Origin of the sequence: Paraburkholderia sp. BR14312, assembly GCF_040948675.1 — a bacterium.
GTDB lineage: Bacteria > Pseudomonadota > Gammaproteobacteria > Burkholderiales > Burkholderiaceae > Paraburkholderia > Paraburkholderia nodosa_A.
On record NZ_JBFPKI010000002.1, the window covers coordinates 342,474 to 361,611 of the forward strand.

Here is a 19,138-nt window from a genome sequence, read left to right on the forward strand (position 1 = left end):
GACGGTTAAGCGGCTGCGGCGGTACGAACTACATGGCGATCGACAATGCCTCGGAACGCGCCCTTAGACGGGCACCTTCTTCAGCATTTCGAGGCCGACCTGGCCAGCCGCGATCTCGCGCAGCGCGACAACGGTTGGCTTGTCGCGGCTTTCGATCTTGGGCGTGTGACCTTGTGCGAGCTGGCGGGCGCGATACGTCGCGGCGAGCGCCAGTTCGAAGCGGTTCGGAATCTGTTTCAGACAATCTTCGACGGTGATGCGGGCCATGTCGGGTTCCTTCTCATTCTCAGCAGGTTCTTATTCTACCTTATGTGCCCGACGCGCCGGGCTGCGGGTGGTGGATACCGAGCTGCACGAAGAGCTCGGTATGCCGCGCGTATTGCGAAGCGAAGCGCAGGCGCGTAGCACTCACGATATTGCGCAGCTCCTGCAACGCGCGATCGAAGTTCTCGTTGATCACGACATACTCCGATTCGCTCGCGTGCGCGATCTCGCTGCCCGCTGCGAGCAGGCGCCGCGTGATGACGTTCGGCTCGTCTTCGCCGCGCTTTTTCAGGCGGTCGGCGAGCGCTTCGAGCGAGGGCGGCAGGATGAAGATTTCCACCGCATTGCGGAACTGCTTCTTCACTTGCTGCGCGCCTTGCCAGTCGATTTCGAGCAGGACGTCATGGCCGATTTTCATCTGGTCTTCGATCCACACGCGCGACGTGGCGTAGTAGTTGCCATGCACTTCCGCGCTCTCGAGAAACTCGCCCGCGGCGTGGCGCGTGAGGAAGTCGTCGACGGTCGTGAAGTGATAGTGCTCGCCGTCGCGCTCCTTCGAACGCGGCGCGCGCGTCGTGTACGAAACCGACAGGCGAATCGCGCTGTCTTCGGCGAGCAGCGCGTTCACGAGCGTCGACTTGCCCGCCCCCGAAGGCGCCACCACCATGAAGAGGTTGCCGGGGTACATGCCCGCATACGGATTGCGCTTTTTGTCGTGCTTCGCGTCCGTTTTGGGGGCGCTGCTTTGGTCGGTCATGTTCGTTGCTTCCTTCATTCGAGATTCTGAACCTGCTCGCGCATCTGCTCGATGAGCAGCTTGAGCGTCATCGAGGCGTCCGCGAGTTCCTTCGCCGCCGCCTTCGAGCCGAGCGTGTTCGCTTCGCGGTTGAGCTCCTGCATCATGAAGTCGAGACGCTTGCCGACCCGGCCGCCCTTCTCGATCACGTGACGCGTTTCGTTCAGGTGCGCCGTGAGGCGCGAGAGCTCTTCGGCGATGTCGATGCGAATGCCATACATCGTCACTTCCTGGCGAATGCGCTCGGCGATTTCTTCGCGCGAGATGTTACCGATGCTGCCGCCGTTGCCGTTGCTGTCCGGCGCGGCGATGCCGAGCGCTTCCTGCAGGCGCTCGACGATCTTCTGCTGGTGCTTCGCGATCAGCTCCGGCACGAGCGGCGTGATGCGTGCGACGATCGCCTCCATTTCGGTCACGTTCGCGAGCAGCATGTTGGCGAGCTGCGCGCCTTCGCGCGCGCGCACTTCGATCAGGTCGGCGATGGCCTGCTTGCCACAGCCGAGCACGGCGTCGCGCAGCACCTCGGGCGCCACGCCGCTTTCCGCCAGCACGCCGGGCCAACGCAGGATCTCGCCCGTGCGCAGACGACCCGACTCGGGAAACGCTTCGAGCACCGCACGCTCGAGCCCGGCGAGCTGATCGAGCGCATCGCGGTTGAGCGCGCCCGCATTGGCGCCCTGCTCGCTCTTCTGGATGTTGATGCGGATGTCGACCTTGCCGCGCGAGAGCTTCGTCATCAGCATTTCGCGCAGCGTGGGCTCGCACACGCGCACGTCTTCGGGCATGCGGAAATTCAGATCGAGAAAGCGCGAATTCACCGTGCGCAATTCGACGGAGACACTCGCGCCGCCCGTGCCCGAAGCCGCAGCAAGCTCGCGCGTGGCGCTGGCATAGCCGGTCATGCTGTAAATCATGGTTCGTCTCGCGAAGAAAGCCGTGGCGTCGTGCGCTGGGCGCGCGGGTCACGGCGAGGAAATCGAGGCGCCCGGCGTGTTGTCGCGAATGGACGAAAAGCGCGGGGCGGAGAAATCGCATTATCCCATTTTTGAGGGCGCGCCTTCGCAAGCGCGGGCTGCGCGGTCCGCCTGGCCGGGGCGACCCCGTTTTCGCGCTCCCGCCGCCTTCCGGGCGTGCCCGTCGCGAGGCGCGCGGAGGCGGTAAAATCACGCTTTCCCCTTCCCTCTCGTGCCCTCGCGCACCTTCACGATGACCCAATCCATCCAGCGCCCCTCCGGCCGCGCCGCCGACCAGCTTCGCGAAGTCCGTATCACCCGCAACTACACGAAGTACGCCGAAGGATCGGTCCTCGTCGAGTTCGGCGACACCAAGGTGCTGTGCACCGCGAGCGTGTCCGAAAGCGTGCCGCCGTTCCTGCGCGACAAGGGCCAGGGCTGGCTCACCGCCGAATACGGCATGCTGCCGCGCGCCACGCACACGCGCAGCGACCGCGAGGCCGCGCGCGGCAAGCAAACGGGCCGCACACAGGAAATCCAGCGCCTGATCGGCCGCGCGATGCGCGCCGTGTTCGACCTCGAAGCGCTGGGTGCGCGCACCATCAACATCGATTGCGACGTGCTGCAGGCCGATGGCGGCACGCGCACGGCGAGCATCACGGGCGCGTTCGTGGCGGCCCACGACGCCGTCTCGAAGCTGCTGGCCACGGGCCGCATCGAACGCTCGCCGATCTCCGACTACGTCGCCGCAATTTCGGTGGGCGTATACGACGGCGTGGCCGTGCTCGACCTCGACTACGACGAAGACTCGCAGTGTGACACCGACATGAACATCGTCATGACGGGCTCGGGCGGCATGGTCGAAGTCCAGGGCACAGCGGAAGGTGCGCCGTTCTCGCGAGAAGAACTGAGTGCACTGCTCGATCTGGCGCAAAGCGGCATCCGCTCGCTGATCGAGAAGCAAAAGGCGGCGCTGGAGATTTCGCATGGCTGATCTGCAGCCGGATTCAGCGGCTAAAACCGCGGCGGACGCGCTCTCGCGCGTCGTGCTCGCTTCGAACAACGCAGGCAAGCTGCGCGAGTTCGCGGCGCTGCTCGGCGCGGCCGGCATCGAGCTCGTGCCGCAAGGCACACTCAACGTGCCCGAGGCCGAGGAACCGCACCCCACCTTCGTGGAAAACGCGCTCGCCAAGGCACGCCACGCGGCGAAGCTCACGGGGCTGCCCGCGCTCGCCGACGACTCGGGCCTGTGCGTGCGCGCACTGCACGGCGCGCCGGGCGTGTATTCGGCGCGTTACGCGCAGCTTGCGGGGGGCGAGAAGAGCGACGCGGCGAACAACGCGCTGCTCGTCGCGAACCTGAGAGATCACGCGGATCGCCGCGGTTACTACTATTGCGTGCTCGCGCTCGTGCGCCATGCCGACGACCCCGAGCCGCTCATCGCCGAAGGCCGCTGGCACGGCGTAATACTCGACATGCCGCGCGGCGACAACGGCTTCGGCTACGACCCTTACTTCTACATTCCGGAACTCGAGGCCACGGCCGCCGAGCTCGATCCGGCGCTCAAGAACGCGTCGAGCCATCGCGCCATCGCGCTGCGCCAACTGCTCGCGCGCCTCCAGGAGGAAGCGTGAGCCAGCAGCATCGAATCGGCATCGAAGTGGTCCAGTCGTTCACGATGCCTGGCAGCATTCGCCTCACGTCGCTGCCACCGCTCGCGCTCTACGTGCATTTTCCGTGGTGCGTGCGCAAGTGCCCGTATTGCGATTTCAACTCGCATGAATGGAAAGGCGAACGCTTCCCCGAAGACGATTACCTCGACGCGCTGCGCGCCGATCTCGAACAGGCGCTGCCGCTCGTCTGGGGACGCCAGGTGCATACGGTGTTCATCGGCGGGGGCACGCCCAGCCTGCTTTCCGCGGCGGGTCTCGATCGACTGCTTTCGGACGTGCGCGCCCTGCTGCCGCTCGACGCCGACGCCGAGATCACGCTCGAAGCGAACCCCGGGACCTTCGAAGCCGCGAAGTTCGCGCAATTTCGCGCGAGCGGCGTGAACCGGCTTTCGGTGGGCATCCAGAGCTTCAACGAGGCGCATCTGAAGGCGCTCGGACGCATTCACGACGCGGCGCAGGCGCGCCATGCGGTCGAGGTCGCGGCGAAGACTTTCGACAACTTCAACCTCGACCTGATGTTCGCTCTGCCGCAGCAGACGCTCGCGGAATGCCAGGCCGACATCGATACGGCGCTCTCGTTCAAGCCGCCGCATCTGTCGCTGTATCACCTGACGCTCGAGCCGAACACGCTGTTCGCCAAGTTTCCGCCCGCCCTGCCCGACGACGACCAGTCCGCCGACATGCAGGACTGGATTCACGAGCGCACGTCGGGCGCGGGATACGGACGCTATGAGGTTTCGGCTTACGCACAGCCGGATCGCCAATGCCGGCATAACCTTAACTACTGGCGCTTCGGCGACTATCTCGGGATCGGCGCCGGCGCGCATACGAAGCTCTCGTTTCCGAACCGTATCGTGCGCCAGGCGCGCTACAAGCATCCGGCGACCTTTATCGAGCAGGCGCGCGCGGGCACGCCGGTCCAGGAAGAGCACGAAGTGAGCGCGCGCGATTTGCCGTTCGAGTTCATGCTCAACGCGCTGCGGCTCGTGGAAGGGTTTCCGGTACATCGTTTCATCGAGCGCACGGGCCTACCGATCACGACGATCGAACCGGCGCTGCAGGAAGCGGAGCGGCGCGGCCTCATCACGCGCGATTACGAGAAGATCGCGCCGACCGAGTTGGGGCAGCGCTTCCTCAACGACTTGCAGGCGCTGTTCCTGAAAGACCCGCACTGAGGTCGACGCCGGTCGCCTGTGCGACTGCCGTCGCGCGTGCGTTTCGGGTTACAATGCGCGGCTTCGGAGGTGTGGCAGAGTGGTTGAATGCACCGGTCTTGAAAACCGGCGAAGGGGTAACCCTTCCGTGAGTTCGAATCTCACCGCCTCCGCCAATTCGTGCAACCTGGCGCGACTGAACGCCAGCGTGTCGTCAAGATGCCGGCCCTCAGGCCGAAACGCCATCGATCAACGAGATACCGCCCCTGCGCCACGCGAAAATGCGTGGTCAGCATTGCACCCTCAGTAATCAGGACTGCGAGTTATTTTGCGCCGGCAAATCATCTCGCGCCGAGCGTATGACACGGAAATCAACAATTAAAGGGTCAAACCCAAAAATCGCCCCAGAAAATCGCGCTCAAATCACTAGGTGAAAACCCTAATCATGAGGTAAAATCCTACCCATTGATGGGAAAGATCGCCATGCCGCACCAATACCAACTGCTCGAGAAATTCGCGTTTTCGCTCGTCGTCCTGTTCGCCGTGATGTGCTCCAGCTACATCGCGTGGGAAAGCTCGCCCAATCTGCGTGACAACTTCCAGGTCGGCAAGGAGCTGTTCCTGAAGAGCGGCGAATACTCGTACGCCTGCGCAACCACCGCGGCCGATCCCTGCGCGCAGTTCCCGGTCGAATAAGCACCTCGAACACCCTCGCCGTTTCGCCCGTCCCGTGACTACGCGGGACAGTTCTGATTGCTTCCCGCTGCGTATCGTCTAAGCTCGATTCAGGTTCCGCTTCCGAGCTTGTTCGACATGCTCATCCGCGTCCAGTGGTCTTGCGGTTCGTCCGCACGCAGCGCCTCCCTCGCACGGCGCCTCGGTCTGGTTTTGCTGCTCGCGATGCTCGGGTGCCTCGGCGCCTGCACGATCACGCCGCCGCCCAGGCCGCTTCTCGTCATTCCCCCCGCGGCGATCAATAGCGCCACACTCGACGACTACCGCACCACGGTGGCGAAACACATCGTCGAGCACAACCCGTCCTACGTTCTGCACGGCGCGCCCCAGGCCATGCTGCGCTCGCTCGTGGTCGTGTCGTTCACGGTCAATCGCAATGGCCAGATCGTGAAGTCGTCGGTTTACCGGACCAACGGCGACGACGAAGCCGAAGCCACTGCCCTCGCAACGTTGCGCCGCGCCGCGCCTCTGCCGCCGCCGCCGGGCGGCCTGCTCAATTCCGCGGGCCAGCTCGAGATGTTCGAGGACTGGCTCTTCAACGACAACGGCAAGTTCCAGTTGCGCACGCTCGCCTCGCCGCAGGCGCAGAACTACCAGTGACCAACGCGCTTCGCGCGATACCTGACGCGCGCGAGCCTGCTTACGCCGGCCTTGCTGCACGGCGCGCACGGTCGTTATAATTTTTCGCTATCCCCAGCCGGCGCCCGCCGGCCATACCTCTTGCCATGCGCCATCCGCGCGGCCGCGTGAGGCTTCGACCGCGCTTTCGCCTTCTTGCGCCTATCGGCGCGCGCTTTGGCCGGTCGGGAATCAACGCGCACGGCCCGCGCTGTGCGTTGCATACTGGCGAAGCGTCGCCGCCTGACGGACGCTGCCGGAGCGTCGAGCATCAGGCACGCGCCCCGCTACGCTTCGAGCCTGTACAAAGACGCCCGCGCAAAGCCACGCAAGACTCAGGCGCAAGCGCGTCACAACGACTGGAGACCCTTGAATGTCCACCTCACCCATTTCGCCCGCGCGCGCCGATCAGGCAAACGCAGCGAAGCAGCAAAGCACTGCGCGCGTGATCTTTGCGAGCTTTATCGGCACCGCGATCGAGTTCTACGACTTCTATGTGTACGCAACGGCCGCCGCGCTCGTGATCGGCCCCGTGTTCTTCCCGCACGGTTCGGCTACGGCGCAGGCGCTCTCGGCGTTCGTCACCTTCGGCATTGCGTTCGTCGCGCGGCCGATCGGCTCGTTCATCTTCGGCCACTTCGGCGACCGTATCGGCCGTAAATCGACGCTGGTGGCGTCGCTGCTCGTCATGGGCCTCTCCACCACGCTGATCGGCTTCCTGCCCGGCTATGACGCGATTGGCAGCCTCGCGCCGATCCTGCTGTGCATCCTGCGCTTCGGCCAGGGCATTGGCCTCGGCGGCGAATGGGGCGGCGCCGCGCTCCTCGCAACGGAATACGCGCCGCAAGGCAAGCGCGGCTGGTTCGGCATGTTCCCGCAGCTCGGGCCGTCGGTGGGCTTTCTCGCCTCGAACGGCCTTTTCTTCGGCCTCGCCTCCACGCTCTCCGACCAGCAGTTCCGCGACTGGGGCTGGCGCGTGCCGTTCATCGTCTCGGCGGTGCTCGTCGCGCTCGGTCTGTACGTGCGCATGAAGATCGCCGAGACGCCCGCCTTCAAGGCCGCTGTCGAGCGCGAGGAACGCGTCAAGGTGCCGGTCGCGACGCTGCTCTCGCAGTACTGGTGGCCGACGCTGCTCGGCGCGCTCGCCATGGTCGTGTGCTACACGCTCTTCTACAACGCCACGGTGTTCTCGCTCTCGCACGGCGTGACGGCGCTCCACATTCCGCGCCCGACCTTCCTCGGCATGCTGTGCATCGCGGTGGTGTTCATGGGCATCGCCACGCCGATCTCGGCCTGGCTTTCCGACCGCTTCGGCCGCAAGCCCGTGCTGATCGTCGGCTGCATTCTGGCGATTCTCTCGGGCTTCACGATGGAGCCGCTGCTCGGCAGCGGTGCCACGCCGCTCGTGCTGCTCTTCCTCGTGATCCAGCTGTTCCTGATGGGCGCCACGTTCGCGCCGATGGGCGCGCTGTTGCCGGAGCTGTTCCCGACCAGCGTGCGCTACACGGGCGCGGGCGTGGCGTACAACCTGGGCGGCATTCTTGGCGCATCGGTTGCGCCGTATATCGCGCAGGTGCTGGCCGCGCGCGGCGGACTCTCGTGGGTCGGCGCGTATGTGTCGATCGCCGCCTGCGTGAGCCTGTTCGGTGTCCTGTGCATGCGCGAGACGCGCCATACGTCGCTCTCGTAACGCAACGCCGCAACAATGAAAAAGCGGAGGCCGCCAGGCGGTCTCCGCTTTTTTTATGCCTTTTTTGATCGCTTTGGGTACGCGCGAGGCGTGTCTATACTCGAATCAGCTAGCGGGGAGCGATCTCCCGGGGGAGCCGACGATGAACCTGCATCTGAGCAACGCCGACATTGTCCTGATCATCGCCCTCGCCCTGGGCATCTCGCTCCTGCTGGCGTTTCGCCTGCGCACCGCGAGCTGGCGTGCGGTCCTGCTCGAAGCGCTGGCCGCGAACGCCGCGGCAATTGCCGCGGTTATCGCGATTGAAATGCTGCTTGCCTGAAGGCTGCTGTGCCGCTGGTACCGTTGGTGCGGCACCGTCCGGCGGCGATCAGCGATAGTAATAGCCGTGATGGTAGCCGCCGCCGTAGTAGCCGCCGGCCGGCACCACGACGCAGCCGCCCAGCGAAGCCGCGAGCAATGCGCCGGCGATGAGGGTAAGCGTCAATCGTTTCACAGTGGTCTCTCCCTTCAAGTCAGTGTCTGTGTCCGGCCATGCGATGTCGGGCTGGACGGTTACGATTGAACACGACGGCGAAGGCGTGAGGCGTTGCAATTTGTAAGCAGCGGTATGGCCCGTGTAACAGCATCGGAGCGCAAAGCCTTTTGCACGCGCTGTCAGGCGCGCCCCTGCAATACAGGCACGACACTTTTAACAAGCTCGTAATGGGAAACGGCGGGGGAATGCCCGCCGCAACGCGCGTGGCGACCCGCCAAAATCAAGCGGCGTGAACGCGCGATGACGGCACGGACACGCCGCCGTCGCGCACCGGGTAGATGCGATCGACGGCATCGATCGCCACCTGCACGGGCGGCACGTGACGGCCATCGCCGATCGAGATCGAGCGATTGGGCGCACGCACGCCGCTGTGTTCGGCGTCGGTCGAAACGAAGACCATCACCGTCGGCTTGATGAGCGCGTGCGAGAGATGCACGAACCCCGTGTCGGTGCCGACCACGAGCGCGCAATCCTCGATGCGCTGTGCGACCTGAGAAACCGTGAGGCGCGGCAGCACCGTCGCGCCCGGGATGAGCGCCGCGATCTCGCGCGCCGTGGCGTGCTCGTTATCGGATCCCCACGGCAACTCGATACGCAGGCCACGCGCGATCAACGCATTGCCCAGTTCCCCCCAATGCGCGACCGGCCACTTCTTCTCGTCTTTCGAAGTCGCGTGAAAGAGCAGCGCCGTGGGCGCGTCAGGCGCGGGCAGCGCGGTGCCGTCGCGCGGAACGCGCATCTGGAATTCGGGCGGCGTGTCGACCGTATAGCCGAGCGCCTCGCCGGCGCTGATGCGCATGCCGTGCCACGCATCGCACTTCGGACGCGGCCCGAAACGGCCGTTGTACGCGAAGGCTGCGCCACGCTCGCCGAGGTCCTGCGTGAGATAGCCAAAGCGGCGCCGCCCGCGCGCGAGAAACGCGATGATCGCGCTCTTGTACACGCCGTGAATGTCGACGATGGCGTCGTAGCGGTAGGCGCGCAACTCCGAAATCGACGCCCAGATCGACTTGAAGTCGCTCCAGCGGCGCGCCTTCTTGAAACGGCGCAGCGGCGCGCAGAGCACGCGGTCGATGCCGGCATTCCAGCGCACGATATCGGCAAAGGCCTCATCGGCGGCCCAATCGACCTTCACGCCGGGGAAGGCGCGCTGCACGTCGGCCACGACCGGAAGCGCCTCGACGATATCGCCGAGCGAAGTCACTTTGACAATCAAAACTCGTTTCATTGTGCTGCGGGCCTCAGGGCCCGATATTCCAGTCTTCAAGGGATTGGCGGAGATTTTAGCGGACGAACCTTGCGCCAACCTGCGAATGGGCGATTCGGCACGAGCGAAATCTGTCCCTTTCTTACAGGTTCCCTGTGCGGCGTCGACAAACTACGCCGCAAAACGCACCGGGCCCGACACGCCAATGCGTGTCGGGCCCGGTCGGGACGATCCGTCGAGGAGCGATAGAAACGGTCGACGGCTAGTAGACGACGACCGGTGCGGGTCTCACGTACATGGGCCGCGCCGGCACGACGATGCAGCCCGCCAGCATAAGCCCGAGCACGGCCGCCGCGAGCAATTTTTTACTCATGATAGGGCTCCCCTCAGGCTTGAAGGATCAGACGGCCCAGTGGCCTTCGACCCAGCGCCAGTTCGGGCCGTGCGCGATCCAGTGGCCCGGCACCCAGTGGTAGCCGACACGCTCGGCCTGCCAGTGGCCCCTCACCCACACGTACTGGCCGTGGTCCCAGCGCCAGTGGCCCTTGTCCCACACGTAGCCCACGCGCGGCGCCGGCGCGACTTCCACACGTTCGCCAGGCGGCGGCGCGCTCGGCTCGACCACGACGATTTCGGCAAGCGCCGGAGCCGCGACCGCGCAGGTGCCAGCGGCAACGATTGCGACCTTGGCGATGAAGAGGCGAATGGAGTTGTTCATGTTGGCCACCCTTGATTGTTTGACGCCTGGATTGGCGTTACCCGATCAATGCGCGAGCACGGCGTTGCGCTGACAGCGGCGGTGTTACGGCGCGGGGTGATGTGAAACGGAATATTTCGGCAAGGCAGGCGACCGGGCCAAAGCACGGCGCACGAGAAGGGAAGGCGCGAAGGAACAGCGGGGCGATACGACGAACGACGCGCGCAGCGCAGTGGCTGCGCGCGTTGAAACTCAAGCCTGCGGAATCTCGATCTTGACCTCGAGCACTTCGAGATCGTCCTGACGTTCGAGGCTCACGCGAATGTCTTCATCGGAGATCTTCACGTACTTCGAGATCACCGCGACCAGTTCGCGTTGCAGGGCCGGCAGATAGTCGGCGGGCGGATGGCCGCCTGCGCGCTCGTGAGCAATGATGAGCTGCAGGCGTTCCTTCGCTACCGAGGCGGACTTCTTCTTCTCGCCGAGAAAAAACGAAAGAAACGACATGACGTTCGCCTCCCTTACTTGCTACCGAAGAGGCGCTGCAAGAGGCCCGGCTTCTGGTAATCGGTGAAGCGAAGCGACTTGTCCTCGCCGAGAAAGCGCGACACGACGTCCTTGTACGACTCGGCGACGTCGGTGCCGTCCAGATGCACTGCCGGCAGACCCTGGTTCGATGCGTGCAGCACCGCTTCCGATTCGGGAATCACGCCGATCAGTTCTATGCGCAGGATTTCCTGAATGTCGTTCAGCGAGAGCATTTCGCCTTCGCTCACGCGCTTCGGGTTGTAGCGGGTGATGAGCAGGTGCTCCTTGATCGGGTCCTTGCCTTCGATCGCACGCTTCGTCTTCGACGACAGCATGCCGAGGATACGGTCCGAGTCGCGCACGGAAGAGACTTCCGGGTTCGTCACGATGAGCGCTTCGTCGGCGAAGTGCATCGCGAGCAGCGCGCCCGACTCGATGCCCGCGGGCGAATCGCACACGATGTACTCGAAGTCCATCTTGCGCAGGTCCTCGATCACCTTCTCCACGCCTTCTTTCGTGAGCGCGTCTTTATCGCGCGTTTGCGAGGCCGGGAGGATGAAGAGGTTTTCGCACTTCTTGTCCTTGATGAGCGCCTGATTGAGGTTCGCCTCACCCTGGATCACGTTGATCAGGTCGTACACGACGCGGCGCTCGCAACCCATGATGAGGTCGAGATTGCGCAGGCCCACGTCGAAGTCGATGACCGCGGTCTTGTGGCCGCGCAACGCGAGGCCCGATGCGAAACTCGCGCTCGTGGTCGTCTTGCCGACACCACCTTTGCCCGAAGTCACCACAATGATTTTTGCCATTCCCTTACCTTGCGTTCGTCAGTTTCTCAGTTTGGTCTCATCGCGTGCCGCTCATGCCCCTGATCGCCTGCGCACGACGCTCGAGCTGCGACTCAGGTGAGCCTCAACGGTTCGATCAACAGCTTTTCTTCCTCGAGCCGGATTTGCGCCGGCTTGCCCCGCACGTCGTCGGCGAGTGGAACTTCAGTCGTACGGTAGATGCCCGCAATCGAAATCAGTTCCGCCTCGAGGCTCGTGCAGAAAATGCGTGCGTCGTGGTTGCCGTGCACACCCGCGAGCGCGCGGCCGCGCAGCGGCGCGTAAATGTGGATGTTGCCCTCGGCGATCACTTCCGCGCCGTTGGATACGAGGCCGAGCACGACCACGTCGCCCTTCGCGTAGATGCGCTGGCCCGAGCGCAGCGGCCGGTCGATCACGAGCGTGGGTTCCGCGCGCGTGCCCGACGCGCCGGCGTCGAGGGCCGCCGCGGCACTCACCGTTGCCGCTGCGCTCGCTTCGGCGGCGGCCGGGTCCGTTTCGGCCGTAAAGAGTTCGGGCTGTGCAGCGGTGGCGTGCGGCGCGGCCGAACCGGTAGCGGATGCGCTCGCCGAAGCATTCGCTGCCTCGCCTTCGCTTGCGCCTTCTTCGGCGGCCGGCTTCGCGCCCGCGCCGCGGCGGTCGCGGGCCTCGAGGAACGGCAGGCCTGCCGCAGCGGCCCAGCTGTGTTGTTCAGGTTGCGCAACCACGCCTACCGGACGCATGCGCACGCTTTCGAGCAGGCGCGCGATGTCGCCGAGCGCGACCTGCTCGCCGTCGGCGAGACGCCGCACGTCGATCGCGACAGTGTCGTTCGCGAAGAATTCGGGCGTCGCCTCGAAGCGCCGCGTGAGCTCGGCGCGCATGGCGTCGAGCTCGGTCGTCTTGACCACGAACAGAAGCGTATCGACTGAACCGCTCTTCAGTTCAAAATATGGCGATTTCTTGGGCGACATGGCGTTCGGCTAAAAATTCTGCGTATTTTACAGGCGCGGACGCACACGGCCATTATTTTTAATGGTGTTTCGGTGTGACGTGCGGAGGGAAGCGAAACGCGCGCGACGCCGCACGCAGCGGCGCGAACGCGGGGCGTTACGGCGAAGAAGCGGACTTCGTATGCTCGCCGAGCGTGCGCATGAGCAGCGTTTCCCACTGCTCGGGCTGCTGCTGGCTGCGCGCGTGGTCGCCGGTGGCGACAAAGCCGAGGCGCTCGTAGAAGCGCATGGCCGTGGCGTTCGTATCGGTGATCCAGGCGTAGACCTGCGTGGCGCCTTCGCTCACGAGCCAGTCGATGGCGCTGTTCAGCAGCAGTTCGCCGCCGCTCAGATGACGCACCGCAGGCGCGACCCACAGCGCCGAGACGAACGCGCGGCGCGCCGGCGCGCTTTCGAAGCTCGCGCCGATCAGACCGGCCGGATGGCCCTCGGTATAGAGAATGAACGACGTGCCCGTGTGCGAGACCGCATGCCGGGCCGCCGCGGCGTCGAAAACGGCGACATCGGCGGATAGCGCGTCTTCGAGCGTGTCGCCGAATGCATAAGGCGCGTCGCGCAGCGAAGCTGTTCGAAGCTCGCGGAGCACGGCACCCTGATCGGCGGCGATACGGCGAACGGTCAGTGACGGACTCATGCAGTCGTAAACCCCAATAAAGCGCTAACGCGTAGCTTTAACCGAACTGGCTTGAGAGTCAAATCCTTATTTGACAATTGCCGGCACGCGACGCCCCGCGCGCGAGCCTTGACAGACGGCCCCAGAGGCCGCACAGCCACGCTCACGGGGCCTCGTAGGCGCCTGTGCCGTCCGGCCAGGGCGTGAGGAGTTCGTAGCCGTCGTCGGTAACCGCGACCATGTGTTCCCACTGCGCCGAAAGCGAGCGGTCCTTCGTGACGACCGTCCAGCCGTCGCGCTGCACCGATGTGCCGGCGCGGCCCGCGTTGACCATCGGCTCGATCGTGAAGACCATGCCCGGCTTCAGGCGCACGCCCTGCCCCGGCTGGCCGTAGTGCAGCACCTGCGGTTCCTCGTGGTAGACCTTGCCGATGCCGTGGCCGCAGTACTCGCGCACGATCGAGAAGCCGTCCGCCTGGGCGCGCTTCTGGATGGCGTTGCCGACGTCGCCGAGCGTCGCCCCCGGCTTCACCTGGCGGATGCCCGCGAGCATCGCCTCGTAGGTCGTGTCGATCAGCTGGCGACCCACCGAACTCGGCGTGCCGACGCAGTACATGCGGCTCGTGTCCCCGAAATAGCCGTCCTTGATCACGGCCACGTCGATGTTGATGATGTCGCCGTCCTTGAGCACCTCGCCGCGATTCGGAATGCCGTGGCAGACCACGGAATTGACGGACGTGCAGATCGTCTTCGGAAAGCCGAGGTAGCCGACATTGGCCGGCACGGCCTTGAGCGTGTTGACGATGTAGTCGTTGCAGATCGCGTCGAGGTCGTCGGTGGAGACGCCCGGCTTCACGTGCTCGCCGATCATCGCGAGCACGTCGGCGGCGAGCCGGCCCGAAATGCGCAGGCGGGCGAGATCATCGGCAGACTTGTAGGTGATAGGCATCGATGGACCGGAGTGGGCGCGGCGGTGACAGAGAAGCCTGCGCCGCAATTCAAAGGAGCGATTGTACCGGCGCTGCGGCGTCGCCAGCGCAGCAACCCGCAGCAATCTGTGTCATCCCGATGACGCCGGACGCCGAATTTTCAGAGATCTCCGATCGTTCGAGCAAAAGCCGCCGTCAAGAATGAGAAATATCTTACATCGCGCGCTGGCAGTCCGATCATGACCCCAAGCGCAAGTGAATGCGCGCGCCGGCCTGCATGCCGGAACTCGAGCAGAAAAGCAAAAACCCCTGCAGCGGGTAAGCATGCAGGGGTTTTCTGAATCTGGCGGAGAGGGTGGGATTCGAACCCACGGTACGGGGAAACCGTACGCCTGATTTCGAGTCAGGTACATTCGACCACTCTGCCACCTCTCCGGTGTACGGCTCTTTACTGCTTCCCCGGTGTTGGTCGGCAACCGGAGAAGCGAAGATTATAGAACATTTTTTGACTTCTGCAAGCCCTCATCGGAAAAAAGTTTCGAGGGCAAGGAATCACATGTCCTGCGCGCGAGACAGCGCCTCAGGCGCCGGCTTCGAGACGCGCCACGCCGCCCATATACGGCCGCAGCACCTCCGGCACGGCGACCGAGCCATCGGCTTCCTGATAGTTCTCCAGCACGGCAACCAGCGTGCGGCCGACGGCGAGGCCCGAGCCGTTGAGCGTGTGCACGAGTTCCGGCTTGCCCTGCGCGTTGCGATAGCGCGCCTGCATGCGGCGCGCCTGGAACGCTTCCGTGTTCGAGCAGCTCGAAATTTCGCGATACGTGTTCTGCGCAGGCAGCCACACTTCGAGGTCATACGTCTTGGTGGCCGAGAAACCCATGTCGCCCGTGCACAGCGTGATGACGCGATACGGCAGGCCGAGCTTCTGCAGGATGGTTTCCGCGTGGACGACCATCTGCTCGAGCGCGTCGTACGACGTTTCGGGCGCAACGATCTGCACCATCTCGACCTTGTCGAACTGGTGCTGACGGATCATGCCGCGCGTGTCGCGGCCATACGAACCGGCTTCCGAGCGGAAGCACGGCGAATGCGCCGTGAGCTTGATCGGCAGCGCGCTGCCTTCCACGATGCTCTCGCGCACGGTGTTCGTGAGCGAGATTTCTGAAGTCGAAATGAGGTACTGGGTGACCGTGTTTTCGCCGCCGCCCTTTTCCACGCGGAACATGTCGTCGGCGAACTTGGGCAGCTGGCCCGTGCCGTACAGGATTTCCGGGTTGACGATGTAGGGCGTGTACGTTTCCGTGTAGCCGTGGTGGAGCGTGTGGGTGTCGATCATGAACTGCGCGAGCGCGCGGTGCAGGCGCGCGATCTGGCCGCGCAGCATCGTGAAGCGGGCGCCCGAGAGCTTTGCGCCCGTTTCGAAGTCCAGACCCAGCGGCGTGCCGACATCCACGTGATCCTTCACCTCGAAGTCGAACGCGCGCGGCGTGCCCCAGCGGCGCACTTCCACGTTGTCGGCCTCGTCCTTGCCCGCGGGCACGCTTTCGTGCGGCAGGTTCGGCACGCCGAGCAGCAGGTCCGAGAGCTTCGACTGGATCTCGTCGAGCTTGGCCGCCGACGTCTTCATCTCGTCGCCGATGCCGCCCACTTCGGCCATGACCGCCGAGGTGTCCTCGCCACGGCCTTTCATCGCGCCGATCTGCTTCGACAGGATGTTGCGGCGCGCCTGGAGCTCTTCGGTGCGGGTCTGGATGGCGCGGCGTTCCGCTTCGAGCGCGGAGAAGGCCGCGACGTCGAGGGTGTAGCCGCGGTCGGCGAGGCGCTTCGCGACGCCGTCGAGGTCTTTGCGCAGCAGCTGGATGTCGAGCATGGGATTGTGAGACGCAGTTTCGTTGTGTGAAGGGACGATTTTAGCGCACCGGCCGGGCCATCCCGGCGCGGCGGGCATCGCCGTTGTTCGGGGCGATTCAGCCCTTGCGCTTCCTCTCGCGGATGTCCTCGCGGTGCTCCTCGCGCCATTGCGCGTCGAGGTCGGCCAGGCGCGCGAGCTTTTCGCCGATCTTGCCCTCGAGCCCGCGCGGCGTGGGCTGATACCAGCGCGGCTCGCGCATGCCGTCGGGCAGATAGGTCTCGCCGGCTGCGTAGGCGTCGGGTTCGTCGTGCGCGTAGCGATATTCGTGACCGTAGCCCAGCTCCTTCATCAGCTTCGTCGGCGCATTGCGCAGATGGATGGGCACCGCGCGCGACTGGTCCTTGCTCACGAAGCGCCGCGCCTCGTTATAGGCGTTGTAGCCCGCGTTCGACTTCGGCGCGACGGCCAGATAGATCACGGCCTGCGCGAGCGCGAGTTCGCCTTCGGGCGAACCGAGGCGCTCGTAGGTTTCAGCGGCATCGAGCGTGATGCGCCCGGCGCGCGGGTCGGCCAGGCCGATGTCCTCCCACGCCATGCGCACGATGCGCCGCGCGAGATAGCGCGGGTCCGCGCCGCCGTCGAGCATGCGGCAGAACCAGTAGAGCGCGCCGTCCGGATTGCTGCCGCGCACCGACTTGTGCAGCGCGCTGATCTGGTCGTAGAAGGCGTCGCCGCCCTTGTCGAAGCGGCGCAGGTTCTCCGCCAGCGCGCTGCCGAGCAATTCGCCGTCGATCTCGGTTTTCTTTTGCTGGGCGGCCGCGCGCGCGACGATTTCGAGGTTGTTCAGGAGCTTGCGCCCGTCGCCGTCGGCGGAACCGATCAACGCCTTCTTCGCTTCATCCGTGAAAGTCAGGCCGCCCAGTTCCTCGCTCGCGCGCGCGAGCAGTTCGCCCTGCTCTTCCTCGTCGAGGCTCTTGAGCACGTACACGGCGGCGCGCGAAAGCAACGCGCTGTTCACCTCGAACGACGGGTTTTCCGTCGTCGCGCCGACGAACACGAAGAGGCCCGACTCCACGTGCGGCAGGAAGGCGTCTTGCTGGCTCTTGTTGAAGCGATGGACCTCGTCGACGAACACGAGCGTCTGGTGGCCATGCGCACGATGCAGCTGCGCCTGCTCCACGGCCTCGCGGATGTCCTTCACGCCCGAAAGCACCGCCGAGAGCGCAATGAATTCGGCGTGGAAGGCATCGGCCATGAGGCGCGCGAGCGTGGTCTTGCCCACGCCCGGCGGCCCCCAGAGAATCATCGAATGCGCTTCGCCGGACTCGAACGCGACGCGCAGCGGCTTGTTGGGCCCGAGCAGATGCTTCTGGCCGATGACCTCGTCGATGGAGCGCGGGCGCAGCCGTTCGGCGAGCGGGACGTTGGCACGGGTTTCTTCAAACATGACGTTTTCGCGATAATGACGGCTTTCCGGCTGGCCACATATGTGTGGCAAATTCGGTGGCAGATTCGGGGACACAGCGCCCCGCTCCACAAAACGGCGCGCCGCACCGGATGCAGTCGTGCATTATGACAGCGTGCGCCGCGGCGCGAAGCGCGGGCCGAGCTGCTGAAGCCAACGCACCCGGACAAAACAGACAAAACAGACGATACAGAGGAAAGCGTTCCACATGACTCAAGATTCGCACGCCGGCGAGACCGGCTCCACCTACGCGCCGAACGTGCCCGTGCCCGACGCGCGCCGCCAGTTCCGCACCGGCGACGCCTTCGCGCTATGGTTTTCGCTCGGCATCGGCCTGCTCGTCGCGCAGGCAGGCGCGCTGCTCGTGCCGGGCCTCTCGCTGCCCCACGCGCTTATGGCCATCGTCATCGGCAGCGTGATCGGCGTCGTGCTGCTCGCGCTCGCGGGCGTGATCGGCACGGACACGGGCCTCGCCGCCATGTCGTCGCTGCGCCCGACGCTCGGCGTGCGCGGCGTGTCGGTGCCGGCCGTCATCAACATGGTGCAGCTCGTGGGCTGGGGCTCGTTCGAGATCATCGTGATGCGCGATTCCGCCGATGCGCTCGCCAAACAAGCCTTCGGCCTGTCGATGCCGCTCGTCTGGACCGTGATCTTCGGCGTGCTCGCCACGCTGCTCGCCGTGAGCGGGCCGCTCTCCTTCGTGCGGCGCTTCCTGCGCACGTGGGGCATCTGGCTGCTGCTCGCGGGCGCCGCCTGGCTCACGTGGAGCCTGCTCGTGAAGCAGGACCTGGGCGCGCTGATGCGCCGCCCCGGCACGGGCGAAATGCCGTTTGGCAGCGCCATCGACCTCGTGGTGGCGATGCCGCTCTCGTGGCTGCCGCTCATCGCCGACTACACGCGGTTCGGCCGCAAGGCGGGCGAAACCTTCCGCGGCACGCTGTTCGGCTATGGCATCGCGAACCTGTGGTTCTATGCGCTCGGCGCGATCTACGGCCTCGCCGCGGGCGGCGGCGACGCCCTCCTCACCACGGCGCTCGCGCAGGCCGGCGGCGGCTTCGCGCTGCTGCTCGTGCTGATCGACGAAATCGACAATGCCTTCGCCGATATCCACTCGGCCGCGGTCTCGACCGGCACGTTCTGGACGCGCGCCAGTGTGCCCTGGCTCTCGGCGGCGTTCGGCGCGCTGTGCACGCTGATCGGCCTCGTCGTGCCGATGGCGAAGTACGAGAACTTCCTGCTCTTTATCGGCTCGGTGTTCGCGCCGCTCTTCGGGGTAGTGCTCGCCGATCACTTCATCGTGCGCCGCCGCCGCATCGACACCCAGGCCCTCGCCGATCTGAACGGCGCCTATGGCTATTCGGGCGGCTGGCACGTGAGCGCGTTCGTCGCGTGGGTGGTCGGTTTCGGCGCGTATCAGGCGCTCAACCAGTGGCTGCCGAATCTCGGCGCGACGCTGCCTTCGCTCGTGATCGGCGCACTGTGCTATCTCGTGCTCGCGGGGCGCCGGCGCGCGGCTTACGCGTAACGCGCCGTACTTTCGCTGGACAATAAAAAACGCCAGGCTACGCAGCCTGGCGTTTTTGCTTTTGGCGACATGCGCAGCG

21 protein-coding genes and 2 tRNA genes are annotated in these 19,138 nt (G+C 65.2%); 9 read left to right on the top strand and 14 right to left on the bottom strand.

Going from position 1 to position 19,138, the window contains the following annotated elements:
* Positions 1 to 63 precede the first annotated feature (63 nt).
* The 3 genes from rpoZ to AB3X98_RS07375 are packed head-to-tail and all read right to left on the bottom strand — an operon-like array spanning position 64 to position 1,974.
* Entirely contained in the window at positions 64 to 267 is a 204-nt protein-coding gene (gene rpoZ, locus AB3X98_RS07365) for a DNA-directed RNA polymerase subunit omega (RefSeq protein ID WP_006400783.1), read from the bottom strand.
* A gap of 40 nt (positions 268 to 307) precedes the next feature.
* The gene (gene gmk, locus AB3X98_RS07370; RefSeq protein ID WP_069262947.1) at positions 308 to 1,021 is read right to left on the bottom strand and encodes a guanylate kinase; all 714 of its coding nucleotides are present in this window, start codon (positions 1,019 to 1,021) and stop codon (positions 308 to 310) included.
* A gap of 14 nt (positions 1,022 to 1,035) precedes the next feature.
* Positions 1,036 to 1,974 (bottom strand): YicC family protein, encoded by a 939-nt coding sequence (locus AB3X98_RS07375; protein ID WP_069262677.1) that lies wholly within the window; start codon positions 1,972 to 1,974, stop codon positions 1,036 to 1,038.
* Positions 1,975 to 2,266: 292 nt separating this feature from the next.
* On the opposite strand from AB3X98_RS07375, the gene rph reads away from it, so the two are divergent.
* From rph to AB3X98_RS07415, 8 genes are all read left to right on the top strand, one after another.
* Positions 2,267 to 3,007 carry a ribonuclease PH gene (gene rph, locus AB3X98_RS07380; protein WP_368603989.1) on the top strand — a complete coding sequence of 247 codons (741 nt, stop codon included), beginning with the start codon at positions 2,267 to 2,269 and terminating at the stop codon, positions 3,005 to 3,007.
* Positions 3,000 to 3,647 carry an RdgB/HAM1 family non-canonical purine NTP pyrophosphatase gene (rdgB, locus tag AB3X98_RS07385; RefSeq protein ID WP_368603990.1) on the top strand — a complete coding sequence of 216 codons (648 nt, stop codon included), beginning with the start codon at positions 3,000 to 3,002 and terminating at the stop codon, positions 3,645 to 3,647. Before rph ends, rdgB begins: the two co-directional genes overlap by 8 nt.
* Before the next feature lie 44 nt (positions 3,648 to 3,691).
* Complete coding sequence (gene hemW / locus AB3X98_RS07390) at positions 3,692 to 4,861, top strand: radical SAM family heme chaperone HemW (RefSeq protein WP_342948597.1); 1,170 nt, start codon at positions 3,692 to 3,694, stop codon at positions 4,859 to 4,861.
* A gap of 65 nt (positions 4,862 to 4,926) precedes the next feature.
* Positions 4,927 to 5,016: transfer RNA gene (locus AB3X98_RS07395), tRNA-Ser, on the top strand.
* A gap of 307 nt (positions 5,017 to 5,323) precedes the next feature.
* Positions 5,324 to 5,536 (top strand): hypothetical protein, encoded by a 213-nt coding sequence (locus AB3X98_RS07400; protein WP_028205175.1) that lies wholly within the window; start codon positions 5,324 to 5,326, stop codon positions 5,534 to 5,536.
* Between the two features lie 204 nt (positions 5,537 to 5,740).
* Positions 5,741 to 6,175: a TonB family protein gene (locus AB3X98_RS07405; protein WP_256094568.1), complete on the top strand. Its 435-nt coding sequence runs from the start codon at positions 5,741 to 5,743 to the stop codon at positions 6,173 to 6,175.
* Between the two features lie 391 nt (positions 6,176 to 6,566).
* The gene (locus tag AB3X98_RS07410) at positions 6,567 to 7,883 is read left to right on the top strand and encodes an MFS transporter (protein ID WP_069262692.1); all 1,317 of its coding nucleotides are present in this window, start codon (positions 6,567 to 6,569) and stop codon (positions 7,881 to 7,883) included.
* Between the two features lie 142 nt (positions 7,884 to 8,025).
* The gene (locus tag AB3X98_RS07415; RefSeq protein ID WP_069262693.1) at positions 8,026 to 8,205 is read left to right on the top strand and encodes a hypothetical protein; all 180 of its coding nucleotides are present in this window, start codon (positions 8,026 to 8,028) and stop codon (positions 8,203 to 8,205) included.
* Positions 8,206 to 8,253: 48 nt separating this feature from the next.
* On the opposite strand, the gene AB3X98_RS07420 is transcribed toward AB3X98_RS07415, so the two are convergent.
* The 11 genes from AB3X98_RS07420 to AB3X98_RS07470 form a co-directional block, all read right to left on the bottom strand.
* Positions 8,254 to 8,379: a hypothetical protein gene (locus tag AB3X98_RS07420; RefSeq protein WP_256094537.1), complete on the bottom strand. Its 126-nt coding sequence runs from the start codon at positions 8,377 to 8,379 to the stop codon at positions 8,254 to 8,256.
* A 262-nt stretch (positions 8,380 to 8,641) separates the two neighbouring features.
* The gene (gene waaC, locus AB3X98_RS07425) at positions 8,642 to 9,649 is read right to left on the bottom strand and encodes a lipopolysaccharide heptosyltransferase I (protein ID WP_069262694.1); all 1,008 of its coding nucleotides are present in this window, start codon (positions 9,647 to 9,649) and stop codon (positions 8,642 to 8,644) included.
* Positions 9,650 to 10,028: 379 nt separating this feature from the next.
* A complete protein-coding gene (locus AB3X98_RS07430; protein WP_069262695.1) occupies positions 10,029 to 10,346 on the bottom strand; it encodes a YXWGXW repeat-containing protein in 318 nt (105 codons plus the stop codon).
* 231 nt (positions 10,347 to 10,577) lie between these two features.
* Positions 10,578 to 10,832: a cell division topological specificity factor MinE gene (gene minE, locus AB3X98_RS07435; protein ID WP_027795398.1), complete on the bottom strand. Its 255-nt coding sequence runs from the start codon at positions 10,830 to 10,832 to the stop codon at positions 10,578 to 10,580.
* Between the two features lie 14 nt (positions 10,833 to 10,846).
* Entirely contained in the window at positions 10,847 to 11,662 is an 816-nt protein-coding gene (minD, locus tag AB3X98_RS07440; RefSeq protein WP_042260914.1) for a septum site-determining protein MinD, read from the bottom strand.
* A gap of 92 nt (positions 11,663 to 11,754) precedes the next feature.
* Positions 11,755 to 12,633: a septum site-determining protein MinC gene (gene minC / locus AB3X98_RS07445; RefSeq protein ID WP_368603991.1), complete on the bottom strand. Its 879-nt coding sequence runs from the start codon at positions 12,631 to 12,633 to the stop codon at positions 11,755 to 11,757.
* Positions 12,634 to 12,769: 136 nt separating this feature from the next.
* The gene (locus tag AB3X98_RS07450; RefSeq protein ID WP_069262697.1) at positions 12,770 to 13,306 is read right to left on the bottom strand and encodes a GNAT family N-acetyltransferase; all 537 of its coding nucleotides are present in this window, start codon (positions 13,304 to 13,306) and stop codon (positions 12,770 to 12,772) included.
* A gap of 142 nt (positions 13,307 to 13,448) precedes the next feature.
* Positions 13,449 to 14,234 carry a type I methionyl aminopeptidase gene (gene map / locus AB3X98_RS07455; RefSeq protein WP_069262698.1) on the bottom strand — a complete coding sequence of 262 codons (786 nt, stop codon included), beginning with the start codon at positions 14,232 to 14,234 and terminating at the stop codon, positions 13,449 to 13,451.
* A gap of 324 nt (positions 14,235 to 14,558) precedes the next feature.
* Positions 14,559 to 14,649, bottom strand: a tRNA-Ser gene (locus tag AB3X98_RS07460).
* A gap of 145 nt (positions 14,650 to 14,794) precedes the next feature.
* Positions 14,795 to 16,087 carry a serine--tRNA ligase gene (gene serS, locus AB3X98_RS07465; protein WP_368603992.1) on the bottom strand — a complete coding sequence of 431 codons (1,293 nt, stop codon included), beginning with the start codon at positions 16,085 to 16,087 and terminating at the stop codon, positions 14,795 to 14,797.
* A gap of 97 nt (positions 16,088 to 16,184) precedes the next feature.
* On the bottom strand, positions 16,185 to 17,516 hold the full coding sequence (locus AB3X98_RS07470; protein ID WP_368603993.1) for a replication-associated recombination protein A: 1,332 nt from the start codon (positions 17,514 to 17,516) through the stop codon (positions 16,185 to 16,187).
* Positions 17,517 to 17,742: 226 nt separating this feature from the next.
* Here AB3X98_RS07470 and cytX point away from each other — a divergent pair, with 226 nt between their 5' ends.
* Entirely contained in the window at positions 17,743 to 19,059 is a 1,317-nt protein-coding gene (cytX, locus tag AB3X98_RS07475) for a putative hydroxymethylpyrimidine transporter CytX (RefSeq protein WP_069262700.1), read from the top strand.
* The last annotated feature ends 79 nt before the right edge of the window (positions 19,060 to 19,138 follow it).